Source organism: Brachybacterium sp. GCM10030268 (genome assembly GCF_042666305.1).
Classification (GTDB): Bacteria; Actinomycetota; Actinomycetes; order Actinomycetales; family Dermabacteraceae; genus Brachybacterium.
In genome coordinates, this window is sequence record NZ_JBHTCW010000002.1 from 422,350 (window position 1) to 438,334 (window position 15,985).

Below are 15,985 nucleotides of genomic sequence, written 5' to 3' on the forward strand. Positions count from 1 at the left end.
TCTAACACCGTCACCTCTTCCGACGCGGGCACCCCTCGCCCGGGAATCGAGAACCATGTCTTTGGCCTCCCGCTTGTCCTCGGTGCTGCGCATCGCCGCCCGCTCCCCCGCCGTCCGCCGCGGCGCACGCAACCTGGGGCGTTCTGCGATGCGCGCGGTCCAGGATCGCCGCGGAGGCTCCGCCGGTCCGTCGGCCTCGAGAGCCCCTGCGTCCGCGGGCGGCTCGCCCGCCTCCGCGCCCGGCGGTGAGAGCTCGCTCGCTCTCGCCGACCGGGACGCCTCCCAGCCGATGTCCTTCTCGTATGCGCCGCGCCCCGATGATCGCCCGGATCCCGGGGAGATCGTCTGGGCATGGGTGCCGTTCGAGGAGGACAGCAGTCAGGGCAAGGATCGTCCGGTGCTGGTCCTCGCCCGGGAAGAGGCATCCGCGGGAGGACGTGACGGATCGGGTGAGGTGCTGATCGCGCTGATGCTCACCTCTCGCGATCGCGCCGCCTCCGGTGGTGTGAGCACCGACGAGTACGGCTCGACCTGGGTGGACATCGGCTCCGGGGACTGGGACAGCCAGGATCGCGATTCGGAGGTACGGGCCGATCGGCTGTTGCGCCTGGACCCGGATTCCGTGCGCCGCGACGGCGGGCGCCTGGATCGCTCCCGCTTCGAACGGGTCGCCGCCGTGGTGCGGGAGGTCCACGGCTGGCGCGGATGAGCCCGCAGGCTGGAGTGAGCATCACCGGGGACGGTGAGCATCACCGGGGACGGTGAGCATCACCGGTGCCAGCGCCGTCACCGCGTGTTCGACGGCATGACCTGGAGCGACACGCAGGAGACACGGCGCACACCCGATTCGTGCAAAGGGGCGGCTCTGGTAAGGTCGTGACCCGTATGTGTGACATACCGTTCGGTGTGCGCACGCCGTCGTCTTCTCCGTGTCGGAGTTCGGCGGTTCGTGCGACCCGGGCGAGTACCCGGGGCAGCGACCCGGTACCGGCGTCTCCAGGCGAATCCCCACCGCCGTCCCCGCCGGTCCCGTTCCTCGGCCGCCCCGGATGATCCAGCACAAGAGCAGCACAAGAGAAGAGTCTTCGTGGCAAACATCAAGTCCCAGATCAAGCGGAACAAGACCAACGAGAAGGCGCGTCTGCGCAATCGGGCCGTGAAGTCCGAGCTGAAGACGTACACCCGCAAGGTGAAGAACGCCGTCTCCACCGGTGACGCGGATGCCGCCGGCGAGGCCCTCAAGACGGCCTCCCGCAAGCTCGACAAGGCCGTTTCCAAGGGCGTCATCCACCGCAACCAGGCCGCGAACCGCAAGTCCGGTCTCGCCAAGCTGGTCGCCGACGTCCAGAGCTGACGCCCCGCGATCAGCTGATCGAAGAGCCCCACATGCCTGGCATGTGGGGCTCTTCTGTGTCGATGGGTCTTTGTCGATGGGTCTTTGTCTACGACCTCGTCGTCCAGGAAGTGCCTGCCGACAACTGACGCTCTGGTGACAAGCCGCCGGCCGGCTGCTCGACGGAGTCTGGATCGGCGCCCGCCTCGAGTAGAGCCGTCAGATTCGGGTCCACTGAGGATCCGTCCGCGTACCGGTGGACCAGTGTGCAATCGTCCAGCCACCGGCCCCGACGGCCGAGCACCGCTTCCCGCTGGGTGCCCTCCAGCCGGTACCCGTTCTTGCGCAGCACCCGGAGGCTCGCGGTGTTCTCCGCGAAGACCATCGCGATGATGCGCCGGATGCCCAGGTCCTCGTGGAGAAACCGGGTGAACTCGCCGACGGCAGTCGCCGCGATCCCCTCACCATGGTGGTCGGGATGGACGGCGTACCCGAGCTCCATGTCCCATACGGGCGCCTCCCGGCCCAGCGCATGAGGGCGTCGGATCCGCCCGCCGATGTCACCGACGCCCTTGCCCTCGCGCTCGATGACGCACAGTAGAACGTCCTCCCGCGCCAGTCGGGAGGCGAGATCTGCGCGGGTCTCGGCCCATGTCGCCATGGAGCGGTCGGTGTACTCCTGGGTGACTGGGAGTCGCCAGTACTCATGCAGTACTTCGGTGTCCTCGAGCCTCGCCGGCCGGATGCGCAGCGCACCGGCGGTCAGCGGCCAGGCCGCGTCCTCGAGACCGTGCAGCGGCGAGTCGCCGCCCGCAACGAGCGGCGGGGTGCCCGCAGAGACCGGTGCGGACGGGTGAGACTGCGCTGCCTGCGCCTGATGGGTCCGCTCAGCGGGCGCGGCGGGCACGGCAGATCTCCATCACCATGCGCTGGACCGACCACCGCGGGTCGCGGCCTGCGCCCTTGACCTCGTGATCCGCGCGAGCGACGGCCTCGAGGGCACGCGCCAGTGAGCGATTCGTCCATGAGCGTGCCTCACGGGTGAGGTTGCGCAGCATCCAATCCGGCATACCGAGGGTGCGGGCGTTGGCACCGGGGGCGGTCACCTTTGCCAGCGAGCGCATCTTCGAGGCGATCGCGGCGACGATCGGAACGGGATCGGCGCCGGCGAGCTGTGCCTGCTGCAGCAGCTGCAGGGCCTCCTGCTCCCGCCCGGAGATGGCGGCGTCCGCGACGGCGAACGCGGTGGATTCGACCCTGCCGGCGGTCAGCGCGTGCACGTCCTGGACGCTCACTGCGGGAGCCGGAGCGCCCTCCTCCGGAGTGGTGTCCTCGACGAGCTGGCGGCTGATCGCGGCGAGTTCGGCGAGGTCCGTGCCGAAGGCGTCGACCAGGGCACCGATCGCGTCGGACTGGATGCGCCGCTCGGCGCGTGCGAACTCGGCCGCGACGAAGGCCTGTTTGTCGCCGTAGCGCTTGACCGGGCTCGCATCGACCCGGGGCACCCCCGACTTCTTGAGAGCGTCCAGCAGCTTCTTGCCGCGGTTGCCCCCGCGGTGGACCAGCACCACGTTCACGTCGGGCTCGGGGCTCTTGACGTAGTCCAGGATCTCGGCCACCAGCGCGTCAGGGGCCGCCTGCACATCGGGCACGAGCACCAGCCGCGGCTCGCCGAACAGCGACGGGCTGGCAACCTGGGTGAGGGCCCCGGCGGTGGCGGCCTCTCCGGAGAGGTCGTGGACCGCGACCGAGGGATCGGCCTCCTTGGCCAGGCCGCGCAGGCGCTGCACGGCGCGGTCCGCGATCAGGGTCTCGGTGCCGTGGACGAGCACCACCGGTGCGAGGGCGACACTGTGCCACTCGACATCGCTCACGGGAGCTCCTCACTGCTCGGGGACCTGGTCGATCCTAACGGGCCGGGCCGACGGACCGCGGCGCGGCCGGGTCCTCGGTGGGCAGGATGACGGTGCCGTCCTCGTCCGTGCGGACCACGCGGGTGTCGGAGGCCGCCAGCAGATCCAGCAGGGTCGGGGTGGGGTGGCCGAAGGTGTTCTCGGCACCCACGGTGATCAGGGCGAGATCCGCGTCGAGATGCTCGTACAGCTGCGGGGACTGACGGCGCGAGCCGTGGTGGGCGACCTTCACGATGTCCGCCGGGCCCGGGTCCAGGCCGGCGAGCTCCTGCTGGGCGGCCGGCTCGAGGTCGCCGAGGGACACCAGGCGGGTGCCGCCGGCCCAGGTGGCCGAGAGGGCGATCGAGCAGTCGTTGGCGTTGTCTCCCTCGCCCGCCCCGGACTCGCGGGCGGAGGCGGAGATCGCACCGTCGGCGGAGACGGGCCACAGCACCTCGAGGACGAGCCCGTGCTGCTGCCACGTGTCCCCGGTGGTGGCCACGCCGGTGGGCACATCGGGAACCACGTCGTCGGTCGCCTCCGGGATGGGACATATCCATTGCCCGGCCGGCGCCCGGGCACCGGTGAGGGCGCCGAGGCCCCCCGTGTGATCCGCATGGGGGTGGGTCAGGACGAGCAGATCGATGCGGGTGATCTCCAGCCGGTCCAGGCAGCGGCGCAGCGGGGCGGGCTCGGGGCCGGTGTCGATGAGCACGGTGGCGGTCCCGGACGGCGTGTGCGAGCGCAGCAGGACGGCGTCCCCCTGGCCGACGGCGCATACGGCGACGAGCCAGGGCGGCGACGATCCGATCGGCGCGATGCGCCCGATGCTCGGGGCGAGGGCGACGACGAGCAGCGCGGCCGAGATCCATCGCACCGCGGGCGAGCGCCGAGCGGCTATCGCCGCCGCCACCCCGGCCACCACCGCGAGAGCGAGCACAGCCCCCGTCGCTCCCTCGGGCACGGCGATCCGTGACCCGGGCAGGGAATCGGCTGCCCGGGCGATCAGCAGCACCAGGTGGGCGCCGCCTGCCGCCGCCGTGTTCAGCGCGACGGCCGCGGCGGGCCAGATCGTGCCGATCACGAGCGCCATCAGTCCGAGCACGGTGGTGGGGGCGACGAGCGGACCCACGAGGATGTTCACCGGGACCGCCCACAGTGAGATCTCCGGGGTCAGCAGCACCAGCAGGGGTGTGCAGATCAGCTGCGCCACCAGCGGGACGGCGACCACCAGCGTGAGGGGACGGCCGAGGCGGCCGCCGCTGGCATCGGTGATCACCGTGGCCAGCGGCGGGGCGGCCACCAGTATCGCTGCGGTGGCCAGCGCCGAGAGCAGGAACCCCACGGACGCGGCGGTGACCGGATCGAGCACCGACCACAGGGCCACGGTCAGTGCCAGGGACGCCACCGCTGAGGCGCGGACCCCGGCGAAACGAGCCACCAGCAGCGGGGTCGCCATGGTCGCGGCCCGCTGCACGCTGGGTTCGTCGCCCACCAGCCAGACGTATCCGGCCAGGACGGCGCCGGCGACCAGCAGACGCGGTCGGCGTCTCACTCCGCACAGCAGCAGCACCCCCAGGACAGCGGCGAGTACGAGGGCGATGTTGGCACCGGAGACGGCGACCAGATGCGAGATCCCGGCCCGCCGCATGGTCTCCTCGGTCGCCTCCCCCATCCCGGTGGTGTCCCCACTGGTCATGCCGCGCACCAGCGCGGCCTCGTCGGCCGGGAGGTGAGAGGTGGCCGCTCGGGCCTGGTGGCGCAGCTGCTGGCGAGCGGCCTGCATGGCCCCGGAGACTCCGGCGGTGGCCACCGGAACGGCTTCGCTCGCGGTGAGGACGGTCAGGTTCCCGCTGCCGCTCAGCACACCGCGGACCCGGATCGTGTCGCCGTCGCGCGCCTGGGAGAGTCCGTCTGCGGCGCGGGGTGCGGCGCGGAGCAGTACGGGGAGGGACGCGGGCAGCTGGACGTCGTGCCGGCCCAGAGTCGCGGGGCCCCGGACGGTGCGGGTCATCACCTGTATCCCGCTGCGTGACCAGGCGGGGCCGGAAGCCGGTGGGGCGGGATCGGCCCCGGCCACGACGTTCAGCTCCACCACCAGAGCGTCCTCTGCGGCCTCCGCCAGCAGGTGGTCCGTCTGCCCATGGCGCTGCAGCGCAGGGAACAGCAGTGCCCCGGCCAGGACGAGAATGCCGAGGTGGGCGAAGAGGACGTGGACGGCACGGGAGCCGCCGGCGAGCATGATCGCGCTCAGCGCGAGCGCGACGATCACCGCGCACGCGGCGACAGCTGCCGCGGTACTGACCATCACGCCCAGCACCGCGAGGATCCAGATGCAGGCGGCGGCGGGTATCAGTCGCAGGTCGGCGTGCTTCACGGGGTGCCGGTCGGGTCGGCGCCGAGGTGGTCATACGCTCGCGTGCTCACGGATCTTCTCCAGGGTGGCGGGCCCGATCCCGGAGACCTCGAGCAGCTCGTCGACGGACTCGAAGGGCCCGTTCTTGTCGCGGTGCTCGATGATCCGCTGACTGATCGCCGGGCCGACTCCGGGCAGCTGCTCGAGTTCAGCGGCGTCGGCCGTGTTCAGATCCACGGGCGCGGTGGAACCCGACCCGGAGCCGCTTCCGCCGGATCCCTCGGTGTCTGCGGAACCGGAGCCGGCGGCCGAGGGAGCGGGTACGGAAGGGGGATCTTCTCCAGGCCGTGGGACATGGATCTGTTCGCCGTCGGCGACCGGGCGGGCGAGGTTCACGGCGGAGAGGTCGGCCTCCGAGGTCGCTCCTCCGGCGGCCTGGAGTGCATCGTCGACCCGCGAGCCCTCCGGGAGGGTCACCACACCGGGAGATTCGACCGCGCCGGCGACGTGGACGACCAGGCCGCCGGACGGGTCGGTGCCCTCGCTGCTCCGGTCGCCGTCAGCCCCGGTGCTGCGGTCCCCGGGTTCTGTCGTCTCCGAGCCGCCAGCGTTCCCGGCGTCCCCGGCATCGGAGGAGTCCGACGGACCGCTCGGGGGCTCTCCCGGCCCCTCACTCCCGCCGTCGGCATCGGAGGCGGGCTCGTCATCCCCTCCGTCGAGTCCGTTGCCCTCCCCACCCGGACTCGGATCACCGGCGGCCGCCGGCTTCTCCTCCTCCAGCGGCACGGCGGAGCCGGCGCTGGAGAGGTGGATGACGCCGATCCCGATCAGGACCAGCACGGCGATGCCGACGAGGGCCGACGGCGCCGGGGACGGCAGGGAGAAGCGGCGCTCGGGACGCGCGTCGCGGTGATCCCGGCGTTCGATGAGCGCCTGACCGCTGCGCCGGTGCCTTCCCGCGCGGCCGCGCCCCGTCGTCCCGGATCGTCCGTGTGCTCCCATGGCCGCGACCCTAGGGAGGCGGGAGAGCCCCGGTCAGCGCAGGGTGCTGAATTGGGGACGCAGATGCTCTGGGGAGGAACCTCAGCCCAGGCCGAGCATCATCAGCCACTGACGGTGGAACGCTGCCAGGATCACGAGGATGACCAGCACGTACCAGGCGATGGTCAGCACCACCCAGCGGCGCAGCACGCCCGCCAGGGGTCCGGGCACTCGCAGCTGACCGCTCTCGACGGTGTGCGCGAGAGTGGAGAAGAACATGGGCGCGGTGACGGTCCAGATGACCATGCACCACGGGCACAGCGCCTTGATGACGAAGATCGTCGAGATCGCCAGGAAGTGGATGTAGCCGAAGGCGAACGTCATGCCTCCCAGGCGAGCCCAGCGGAACCACGCGGGCAGGGCGCCGCCGCTGAGCATGAGCGATCCGACAACGCCCATGATGGCGAAGCCGGCCAGCCCGATCGCCTGGTTGGGGATGCCCAGTGCTGAGGCCTGCCAGGTCATCATCACATTGCCGCAGGAGATGAACGGGTTGATGTCGCAGGCCAACGAGGCGCCTGGGTTCGCGAGCAGGTATTCCTTGTCGATGGTGAGCATCAGCGCGGCGATCCAGCCGATGAGGCCGCCGAGCAGCAGTACAGCACCGGTCAGCCGGGAACCCGCGCGGGACCTGGCGGTGCGCTCGGCCGCCAGCTCCGCGTCGATCTCGGCCAGCAGCTCCTCATCGCTCGCCTCGGCGCCGGCGGTCCGGTCGGGGCCTGCAGATCGTGCGGCGGAGTCGTTCTCACTCATGTCGGCGCTTCCTCCGTGCGATCGAGTCCCGGGCATCAGGCCGTCACCGGATGCTCGGCGAACCAGGCGGCGAGGTGTGCGTTGCCCTCGTCCATGCTGACGCGAGGTCTCCACTGCAGCCGCGTGCGGGTGCGGCGCTGGTCGAACCAGTGCGCCGTCGACATCTGCTCGGCGAGGAACTCCGTCATCGGCGGTTCGTCGTGGCCGGGACGGATCTCCCAGACCCGTTCGACGACTCGGCCGGCGAGGCGGCCCACGCTGCCGGGAATCGTGATCCTGGGGCGGGGGACGCCGGCCGCATCGCACCAGCCGGCGAAGACGTCGCGCACCGTGCGGGGTTCACCGTTGGTGATCACGAAGCTCTCACCATGGACGTCCTCGATGCGGTCGTGGGCGGCGACGATCGCGTCGGCCGCATTGGTGACGTACGTGGTGTCGATGAGCGCCATTCCCTGGTCCAGCAGCGGCAGCCGTCCCCGCCGGGCGCGGTCGACGATGCGCCCCACCAGCTGCGTGTCCCCGGGTCCCCACACGATGTGGGGGCGCACGGAGGTCACGAGCATGCCGTCGCGGCCGTCGGCGTCCATCGCCAGCAGTTCGGCGGCGGCCTTGGTGCGGGAGTAGGGACCGCGCGCGCGGCCGGGGTCGGCGGGGGTGGCGTCCAGGCCCTCGATGGCGCGGCCCAGATGGGCGACCGACGGGGAGGAGACGTTCACAAGCTTTCCGCCGCCGCCGGACCGCATCGCGGCGAGGATGTTCTCGGTGCCGCCGATGTTGATGGCACGGTACTCGTGCTCGGGACCGGAGATCGAGACCTTCGCGGCGAGATGGATGACCGCGTCGGCGCCATCCACCGCGCGGCGCACGTCCTCGGCGTCGGTCAGTGAGCCGGTGACGTCCTCGACCCCCGGGATGCCGGCGGGCCGTCGCTGGAAGGCGCGGACCCGTGCGCCCCGGTCGCGCAGCGTGGCGGCCACGGCTCCGCCGAGCATGCCGGAGGCGCCGGTGACCAGGATCGTCGAGGTGCTCACAGCGGGTCGGGCCTCTCTCCCCGGAGGGTCTGACCGGACCATCGCGCCAGGGCCGCCCGGTCGATCTTGGAGTTGTGGCGGATGTCGGTGGGCAGAGTGCGTGTGGTGAACACCGCCGTGACGTCCGCTCCGGTGCGCTCGCGGACGGCGCGGCGCACGGCTTCCTGGAGGGAGGTCTCCGCGGGACGCGGCCGGGCAGGCTTCCCGGGGCGGTAGCCCTGCTCGGTCTCGAGGACGACGACGATCTGCTGGGTCCCGCGGGGTCCGATGGCGGCGGCGCCCGCGCGGCGCACCGTCGGCACGCTCTCGGCGGCCTCCTCGACCTGGACCGGCGTGAACAGTCCCTCGGCCGTGGCGAGGACGTGGTCGGCACGACCTTCGACCCAGAGGCGACCGGCCTCGTCGAGGTGGCCGACGTCGCCCGTGGCGTGCCACCCCTCGAAGCGCATCGAGGTGCGGGTGGTGCGCCAGAGCATGAGGTACCGGTCGCGCACGTGCGGGGCGCGCACGAGGATCTCACCGGTCGCGCCGGGCTCCTGCGTGATCTCGCCGGAGGTGCGGCCTTCGGCGTCCATGACGGCGATGGCGATCTCGGCCCGCGGGACCGGGGTGCCGACGCAGACGCCGGATCCTTCGCCGGCCCGGTCGATGCCCTCGAGGTCGATGGCGGCCACCGCCAGGCATTCCGTCATGCCGTACGGGGTCAGGGCCTTCGCCCGCGGCATCAGTGCGCGCAGCTCGCGCAGCAGGTGGGCCGGGATCGGGGCGCCGGCGGAGAAGAAGCTCGCCGCACCGGCGAAGGCCGCCCGCCCGCGCTCGTCGAGGTTGGAAGCGGTCTCCAGGATGTTGCGCAGTGCCGCTGGTGCTGTGAACACGGCGGGCCGGCCGAGGGCGGCGATCGCGTCGGCGAGGGCGGGTGCGGTCAGCTCGCCGGGGCGGGTGATGTCCATGTCGGGCACCACCGAGGGTGCGCCGAGGGCCGGTCCCAGCAGCGCGAAGGGGGCGAAGCCGGCGACCAGGCCCCGCTCGGGGTCGAGCTGGAGGGTGTCGCCGACCGCCGTGAACATCGCACTGAGCTGGCGGTGGGTGTAGACGGCGCCCTTGGCCGGCCCGGTCGAGCCGGAGGTGAACAGGATCGCGGCGTCGGCGTCCTGGTCGGGCCAGGCGGCATCCAGGGGAGCTCCGAGCTCGCGCATCATGGAGCCGGAGGTGGCCAGCTGGGCGATGGAGGTCTCCACGCCGAGCGCCGCCCGATCCAGCGTGGGCAGCTGGTCGACGCTGATGCGCCGGCCCGGCCAGCCCATCGCACGGGCGCCGACGAGCGCCTTGTTGATGCCGATCAGCCAGTCCGGGTGGGAGCCGATGACCGCGCGGGTCAGGCCCGCCGTGCCGAGCCCGGCGTCGGCGATCACCGCGACGGCCCCGATGCGCAGGCAGGCGTAGAGCACGGCGGTGAGATCGGCGCCCGGGGTGATCAGGATGCTGACGCGGTCCCCGGGGCGGATCCCATGGCCCAGCATGCCGGCGGCGATGTCGTCGATGCGCCGATTCAGCAGCGACCAGGAGATCTCGCGGCCGGGGCTGCCCTTGCCGGGCATCTCGACGACTGCGGGCAGGTGGGCGTGGGTGCGGTCGGCGGCCAGGCGGGCGATCGGCTCGCCGATGTGCCGCTGCGGCGCGGGCTCCGCGAAGGAGGAGACGGGCCGCCACGTGACCGGGTGGGCGTCGGCCCCGATCCCGGCCCCCGATCCGACCCGGTCGCGGAGCCAGTCGGCGACGGTCCCGGCGACGTCGGCGTCCTCCCACACCAGGTGGGAGGCGTTCTCGAAGCGGTGCACGTCGGCGTGAGGAACCCGCTCGAGGAGGTCGCGCAGGTAGCGGTCGGAGAAGGTGATGTCCCGGACGCCCCAGGCGAACAGGGTCGGCACCTCCAGGTGACGGATCCCCTCGGCGAGCCGCTCGAGGGCCGGCCGGGACGGGTGGTGCGCGTCGGCCGGGATGTCGGCGACGAAGTCCTCGATGCCCTTGCGGCGGGCGCGGGAGCGGTACGGCGCGAGGTAGGCGTCCTGGACGTCCTGCGGCAGCGGCGGCTTGGACAGCGACAGCGTGGTGCGCAGGAAGGCATCGGTCAGTGAGGTGGACGCGGGCAGGAACGCCGGCGCGGTCGCCAGTTGGAGCGCCTTGGGCAGCGACTCCCCCAGCTCCTGGTGGATCCCGGTGTTGGTCAGCACCATCCCGGCGAGGTCGTGGCGGTTGTCCAGGGCCCAGCCGACCGAGACGATGCCGCCCCAGTCATGCCCGACGGTGACCACCGGCCCGCGGACCGAGAGCGCGTCGGTCAGCAGCGAGAGGTCGGTGATGCGGTCCTGCAGGCGGCGGGTGATGCCCGTGCGCTCGGACCAGCCCATCTCGAGCTGGTCGACCGCGATGACGCGCCACGGGATGTCCTCGCGCACCAGGGAGCGGAAGAGGAAGGAGTAGGTCGGGTTGCCGTGGACGGCGAGGATCGTGCCCTGCGGGGCGATGCCGCGCTCGGCCAGCAGCGGGCCGGAGTCCAGCAGGTGCCAGCGGCGCGGCTCGCCCGTGTGATCCCGCACCTCCAGGGTGCGGCTGATGCGCGGGTCGACACCCGGCAAGCTCTGCTCGAGCGGGATTTCGGGGAGCGCGGCCCGGCGACGACCCGTGGCGGCGGCGTTCACCACTGCACCTCCAGCATCGCGGTGTTCAGGCCGGAGCCGACGCCCATCAGCAGGACGCGCTCACCCCGGGAGATCTTGTCCTGATGGTCGGCCAGGGTCATCGGGACGGCCTCCGCGGCGATATTGCCCCAGTCCGGGAAGCTGACAGGGATTCGTTCCATCCCTACGCCGGTGATCTTGGAGAAGTTGCGGGTGTAGACCATCGAGACCTGATGGGGGATCACGTGCTCGATGCTCTTGAAGTCCAGGCCGGCCTCGTTGGCACCCTTCCAGGTGTCCAGGATCAGGCTGATCCCGTTCTCCAGCAGGCCGGCGGAGTCCGTGCGCATGTCCTGCATGTCCGCCACGCACAGCTCGTGGTGCTCCGTGCCGGCGCGGGCCTGGGTGAGCTTGAGCGGGTGGCCCTCGGGATGCTCGTCCGCCGGCCCGATCACGGCGGCGGCAGCTCCGGAGCCCAGGGTCAGGGACGCGAACTGGTTGTTGAAGTCCTCCCGGGTGGAGGTCTTGGAGTTCAGGCGGTCGATGGTGCCGCGCTGGACCTCCTCGACATCCTCCGCGCCGACGATGAGGGCGTACTTGATCTGACCGGCGTCGATCAGCCCCGCCGCCATGGACATGGCATTGACGAACCCCAGGCACGCATTGGTGATGTCGAAGTTCATGCAGCTCGGCGGCATCCCGAGCGAGTGGTGGATGCCGGTGGAGACCGCCGGTTCCAGGTGCTGGCGGGACACGGAGGCGTTGATCATCAGCCCGACCTGGTCGCGCATGATGCCGGCCTTGGCCATGGCACGCTCGGCGGCGAGCACCACGCCCTGCTTCCAGCCGTCGCGGGGATCGCGCCACCACCGGCGCTCGTAGACGCCGGCCACGCGCTGGAGGACCCCCTTGGGCAGCCGCAGTCGTTTGCGGGCCGGGGCCAGCATCTCGTCGATCTCATCCGAGGTGACGGTGACCTGCGGAAGGGACATCTCGACCGAGAGCAGGGTCGCGTTCCTGTGGACGAAGCCTGTGTTGCCGTTCCCCATCTGCGTGCGCTACCTCGTTCGTCTCGTGCAAATCATGTGGCATGGCCGCGGGACGGACGCCGGCACCGACGGGCCGGCGCCGGGGCGCTCGGCCGCGACAGGGTCGGGCTCATGCACCGCACATTCTCCCACCGGGAGCTGAGGGCTGCCTCAGGGGGTGTCGGATTCGACGTCGGCCCCGTTGCTCCCGTCGGCCCCCTTGGTCCCCTCGTCCAGATGGTGGCCCAGGTGGTGGCGGGCGAAGGCCAGGCACTGGCGGAGGATCTGCTCGCGGCCGTCGGCGTTGCCGCTGGTGCTGACCTCGAGCAGCACGGAGCCGTGCCAGCCGCGGTTGGCCAGGCGCCGCAGCACCTCGGCGCAGGGCTGGTTCCCCTCCCCCGGCGGCAGGTGCTCATCCTTGGTGGTGCGGCCGGACCCGTCGGCGAGGTGCAGATGGCTCAGCCGGTCGCCGAGGCGGTCGATCATCTCCAGCGCATCGTCGCCCGCGGTGGCGGCGTGGGAGAGGTCGACGGTGACGTGGGCGTAGTCCTCGTCGGTGGGGTCGTGGTCAGGAAGGTAGGTCATCAGTTCACGCACGCCGAGGCGCCACGGGTACATGTTCTCCACCGCGATGTCCACGCCGTACGTCGCCTCCAGCTCGGCGACACCCTCGACGAACTCGCGGGCGTAGCGGCGCTGCCACCGGAACGGCGGGTGCGCGACGACCGTGTCGACCCCCAGCTCCTGCGCGATCTGGACGGTGCGCTCGACCTTGACCCAGGCGTCGCGGCCCCACAGGCCCTGCAGGAAGAACAGGGTGGGCGCGTGCAGGGACAGGATCGGCAGGCCGTAGCGCTCGGAGTACTCCCGCAGGAGCTCGGGATCCTGACTGTCCTTGGGGTAGGAGACCATCACCTCGATGCCGTCGTACCCGATCTCGGCGGCCAGCCGGAAGCACTCCTCGACCCCGGCCGGGAACACGGACGAGGTCGACAGCCCCACCGGGATCCGGCGCTGGGGGTCCTGCTCGCTGCGAGGGTCGCCGGCGGACAGCCGCTTGTACAGAGCGTCCCGACTCGCCTGCCCGGCGCGATTGGGCCGCGTATACGGTTTGCGTGCGCCATTGCGCGGCGCGCTCCTCGCGCGGCGATCACGGCGTGGGCTCACGGTTGCTCCTCAACGGTCGGCGGCCGGCGGCCGCAGACAGTATGCAACAGGCCCCGCCTAGACTCGTCGCCATGCGCCTTCGAGATCTCACGGCCGACGACTACGTCGCCTATCGGACCATGACCGCCGGAGCCTTCTCGGGCCGGTTCACCGACATCGAACCGCAGCCGTTCGATCCCGGCGAGACGGCGATCGGCATCGACTCCGAGGAGCTGCCGGGCGGGGTCCAGGGCGTGCTGGCCGCCGGCGCCCGCATCCGCCACGACCGCATCACGCTGGGCGGGGGCGTCGCCCGTTGCGGGGGGATCGGCGGCCTCGCGGTCCATCCGGCCCACCGCGGCGGCGGTGTCTTCCGGGAGCTGTTGACCGGGGTCATCGCCCGATGCGCCGGGGAGGGGATGGCGCTGTCGATGCTGTACCCCTCGAACCCCTCGATCTACCGCCGGCTCGGCTACCAGGTGGTCGCCTCCATGCAGAAGCTGATCGTGCCGCTGGTGGACCTCCAGAGGCTGCCTGCCGTCCCCGATCGGCGGCTGGTGCCCGTGACCGAGGAGACCATGCCGCGTCTGCGCGCCGTGTACCGCGAGCTCAGCGCCGGCGACAACGCGATGCTGCTGCGGGAGCCGCCGCTGTTCCCCGAGACCCTGCCCGGCGATGGCTGGTCCGCGCTGCTGCTCGAGGACGCCGAGGGCACCGACCACGGCTACATCTCCTGGACCCGCAGGGGCGGCGAGCACGACGGGGTCGGTCTCGACGTCCACGAGATCTTCGGCCGTACTCGGGGGGACCGCATCGCACTGCTGCGCTCCCTGGGTTCGTGGTCGACGGTGACCGAGCTGGCGCGGCTGCGGGTGCGCACCGAGGACCCGGTGCTCGATGCCCTGCCGGGCGGACGCCTGCGCCCCGATCCCGGAGTGCTGCCGCTGGTGATGATGCGGGTGATCGACACCGCAGCGACTCTCGAGTCCCGACGCGCCCCGGCGGGTCTGGGCGGCGCGGTGCGCCTCACGGTCGAGGACGACACGGTCCCGGCGGGGACCTGCCGGTCTGCGGGGAGCTGGATCGTCTCGGCGGCCGACGGGAACATCACGGCCGTCTCTGCGGGATCGACCGACTCTGCGGGATCGACCGCCGCGCCCTCGGATTCCGAGGTGCTGGGTGAGGTGCGGCTGGACATCCATGCCGCCTCGCTGCTGCTCGTGGGCGGCCGCACCGTGGCCGACGCCCGGCGGCTGGGACTGAGTCTCAGCGCCGATGCGCCCGCGGAGCGGTTCCTCGACGCTCTCCTGGCCGGGCCGCGCCCGAGCGTCATGGACGCCTTCTGAGCAGCGTCATCCAGGCGTTCTGAGCAGCGTCATCCGCGCCTTCTGAGCAGAGATGCCCGATCCGGCGCCGGTCGCGGCAGAGGGCATCGCGCCCGTACTCTGACGGCTCCGCCCGCCGCGCCGGCCCGCCCCTCGCCGGTCACTGTCCCCGCCCTCACCTCGGAGCTCTCCCGCATGGCCAAGCTGCACTTCAAGTACGGAGCGATGAACTCCGGCAAGTCCGACACTCTCATCAAGACCGCCTACAACTACGACGAGCGCGGTCTGGCCACGATCACCGTCAAGCCGGTCCTCGACACCAAGGGCGAGGACTGGGTGGTGGCCCGAGGCGGCGCCCAGCGTCGGGTGGACGTGCTGGCGCATCCCGGGCAGGATCTGCGCGAGCGTGTGCACGCCGTGGCCGATCAGCGGGGACTGCGGCCGCTGCACTGCGTGCTGGTCGATGAGGGGCAGTTCCTCGATCCGGTCCAGATCGATCACCTGTTCCGCATCGCCAAGCAGGACGGCATCTCGGTGATCTGCTACGGCCTGCGCACCGACTTCCGCACCCACATGTTCCCCGGCGCGGCGCGCCTGTTCGAGCTCGCGGACAACGTCGAGAAGCTGCCGACCATGTGCCGCTGCGGCTCACAGGCCGAGTTCAACTGCCGTGTGGTCGATGGCCGGCACGTCTTCGAAGGTGACCAGGTGGCGATCGATGATCTCGCGACCGGCTCGGTGACCTATGTGTCGTTGTGCGGGCCGTGCTTCATGCAGGAGCAGCAGACTGCGGGCGTCTCCGTGCTCGGCGGCTGACGCCGGGGCCGCACTGACCGCGGCGCACCGGAGATCGGTCCGCCGCCCGGGCGTGCCGGGCAGCGGACCGAGTCGCCCAGAACGGACTCAGGAGCTGAGCGGGCGGCCTTCGCCGACCTCGCCGTCTCCGCCGACGTCCGCGGGCTCCTCACCGGACGCCGAGCCCGTCGAGGAGGCGTCCGTGGCGTCCGCGGCGTGGGAGCCGGAGTCCTTGCCCAGGCGCTGTTTCGCCGAGGTGGCGGTCCCCTCCGCCTTCTCCTTCGTCGCCGACGCCGTCTCCTGGGCCTTGCCCTTGACGTTCTCGGCGACCTCGGGGGCCTTGCTCTTGACCGTCTCGGCGGTGTCATGGGCGACCCGCTCCGCGGTCTCCTTGGCCTGCGCGGTCCGGCGCTGGACTTCCGGATCCTCCGCGACCTGCCGCGCGGTGCGCTCGAGGGACTCATAGGGGCCGCGCCCCGCGCGGGAGCCCACCACGAACCCGATCGCGAGTCCGGCCAGGAAAATGAACTTCTTCATCACTGCCTCCAGGGATCCTCGGGGTTGTGCTCCGCATGGTGTCACAGGCCACCCAGGGGCTCGCCATGCC

Annotated in this window: 14 protein-coding genes; 4 read left to right on the plus strand and 10 right to left on the minus strand. The window is 71.7% G+C overall.

Annotation, left to right across the window (positions count from 1 at the left end; all coding sequences use genetic code 11):
* The first annotated feature begins 55 nt into the window (after positions 1-55).
* Positions 56-709: a type II toxin-antitoxin system PemK/MazF family toxin gene (locus ACFQRD_RS04930; RefSeq protein ID WP_377016789.1), complete on the plus strand. Its 654-nt coding sequence runs from the start codon at positions 56-58 to the stop codon at positions 707-709.
* A gap of 378 nt (positions 710-1,087) precedes the next feature.
* The gene (rpsT, locus tag ACFQRD_RS04935) at positions 1,088-1,354 is read left to right on the plus strand and encodes a 30S ribosomal protein S20 (RefSeq protein WP_377016787.1); all 267 of its coding nucleotides are present in this window, start codon (positions 1,088-1,090) and stop codon (positions 1,352-1,354) included.
* Between the two features lie 88 nt (positions 1,355-1,442).
* On the opposite strand, the gene ACFQRD_RS04940 is transcribed toward rpsT, so the two are convergent.
* The 9 genes from ACFQRD_RS04940 to ACFQRD_RS04980 form a co-directional block, all read right to left on the minus strand.
* Entirely contained in the window at positions 1,443-2,240 is a 798-nt protein-coding gene (locus ACFQRD_RS04940) for a GNAT family N-acetyltransferase (protein WP_377016785.1), read from the minus strand.
* Positions 2,221-3,207: a DNA polymerase III subunit delta gene (gene holA / locus ACFQRD_RS04945; protein ID WP_377016783.1), complete on the minus strand. Its 987-nt coding sequence runs from the start codon at positions 3,205-3,207 to the stop codon at positions 2,221-2,223. Before holA ends, ACFQRD_RS04940 begins: the two co-directional genes overlap by 20 nt.
* 34 nt (positions 3,208-3,241) lie before the next feature.
* Positions 3,242-5,602, minus strand: coding sequence for a ComEC/Rec2 family competence protein (locus ACFQRD_RS04950; RefSeq protein ID WP_377803546.1), 2,361 nt, complete (start codon positions 5,600-5,602; stop codon positions 3,242-3,244).
* Between the two features lie 30 nt (positions 5,603-5,632).
* The gene (locus ACFQRD_RS04955) at positions 5,633-6,583 is read right to left on the minus strand and encodes a helix-hairpin-helix domain-containing protein (protein ID WP_377016779.1); all 951 of its coding nucleotides are present in this window, start codon (positions 6,581-6,583) and stop codon (positions 5,633-5,635) included.
* A gap of 81 nt (positions 6,584-6,664) precedes the next feature.
* Positions 6,665-7,375 (minus strand): vitamin K epoxide reductase family protein, encoded by a 711-nt coding sequence (locus tag ACFQRD_RS04960; RefSeq protein WP_377803547.1) that lies wholly within the window; start codon positions 7,373-7,375, stop codon positions 6,665-6,667.
* Positions 7,376-7,410: 35 nt separating this feature from the next.
* A complete protein-coding gene (locus ACFQRD_RS04965; protein WP_377016775.1) occupies positions 7,411-8,406 on the minus strand; it encodes an NAD-dependent epimerase/dehydratase family protein in 996 nt (331 codons plus the stop codon).
* Entirely contained in the window at positions 8,403-11,105 is a 2,703-nt protein-coding gene (locus ACFQRD_RS04970) for an alpha/beta fold hydrolase (protein ID WP_377016773.1), read from the minus strand. Before ACFQRD_RS04970 ends, ACFQRD_RS04965 begins: the two co-directional genes overlap by 4 nt.
* On the minus strand, positions 11,102-12,133 hold the full coding sequence (locus tag ACFQRD_RS04975) for a 3-oxoacyl-ACP synthase III (RefSeq protein WP_377016771.1): 1,032 nt from the start codon (positions 12,131-12,133) through the stop codon (positions 11,102-11,104). The genes ACFQRD_RS04970 and ACFQRD_RS04975 overlap by 4 nt, the downstream gene beginning before the upstream one ends.
* Before the next feature lie 150 nt (positions 12,134-12,283).
* Complete coding sequence (locus tag ACFQRD_RS04980; protein WP_377016769.1) at positions 12,284-13,279, minus strand: sugar phosphate isomerase/epimerase family protein; 996 nt, start codon at positions 13,277-13,279, stop codon at positions 12,284-12,286.
* A gap of 71 nt (positions 13,280-13,350) precedes the next feature.
* Here ACFQRD_RS04980 and eis point away from each other — a divergent pair, with 71 nt between their 5' ends.
* Both eis and ACFQRD_RS04990 read left to right on the plus strand, forming a co-directional pair.
* Entirely contained in the window at positions 13,351-14,604 is a 1,254-nt protein-coding gene (gene eis / locus ACFQRD_RS04985; RefSeq protein WP_377016767.1) for an enhanced intracellular survival protein Eis, read from the plus strand.
* 174 nt (positions 14,605-14,778) lie between these two features.
* Positions 14,779-15,399, plus strand: coding sequence for a thymidine kinase (locus ACFQRD_RS04990; RefSeq protein ID WP_377016765.1), 621 nt, complete (start codon positions 14,779-14,781; stop codon positions 15,397-15,399).
* Between the two features lie 87 nt (positions 15,400-15,486).
* Here ACFQRD_RS04990 and ACFQRD_RS04995 read toward each other — a convergent pair whose 3' ends face one another.
* Positions 15,487-15,915: a hypothetical protein gene (locus tag ACFQRD_RS04995; protein WP_377016763.1), complete on the minus strand. Its 429-nt coding sequence runs from the start codon at positions 15,913-15,915 to the stop codon at positions 15,487-15,489.
* Positions 15,916-15,985 lie beyond the last annotated feature (70 nt).

Coding starts and splice junctions, on each gene's coding strand:
- ACFQRD_RS04930 (WP_377016789.1), top strand. CDS start 56: ATGTCTTTGGCCTCCCGCTTGTCCTCGGTGCTGCGCATCGCCGCCCGC.
- ACFQRD_RS04955 (WP_377016779.1), bottom strand. CDS start 6,583: ATGGGAGCACACGGACGATCCGGGACGACGGGGCGCGGCCGCGCGGGA.
- ACFQRD_RS04960 (WP_377803547.1), bottom strand. CDS start 7,375: ATGAGTGAGAACGACTCCGCCGCACGATCTGCAGGCCCCGACCGGACC.
- ACFQRD_RS04975 (WP_377016771.1), bottom strand. CDS start 12,133: ATGGGGAACGGCAACACAGGCTTCGTCCACAGGAACGCGACCCTGCTC.
- eis (WP_377016767.1), top strand. CDS start 13,351: ATGCGCCTTCGAGATCTCACGGCCGACGACTACGTCGCCTATCGGACC.
- ACFQRD_RS04990 (WP_377016765.1), top strand. CDS start 14,779: ATGGCCAAGCTGCACTTCAAGTACGGAGCGATGAACTCCGGCAAGTCC.
- ACFQRD_RS04995 (WP_377016763.1), bottom strand. CDS start 15,915: ATGAAGAAGTTCATTTTCCTGGCCGGACTCGCGATCGGGTTCGTGGTG.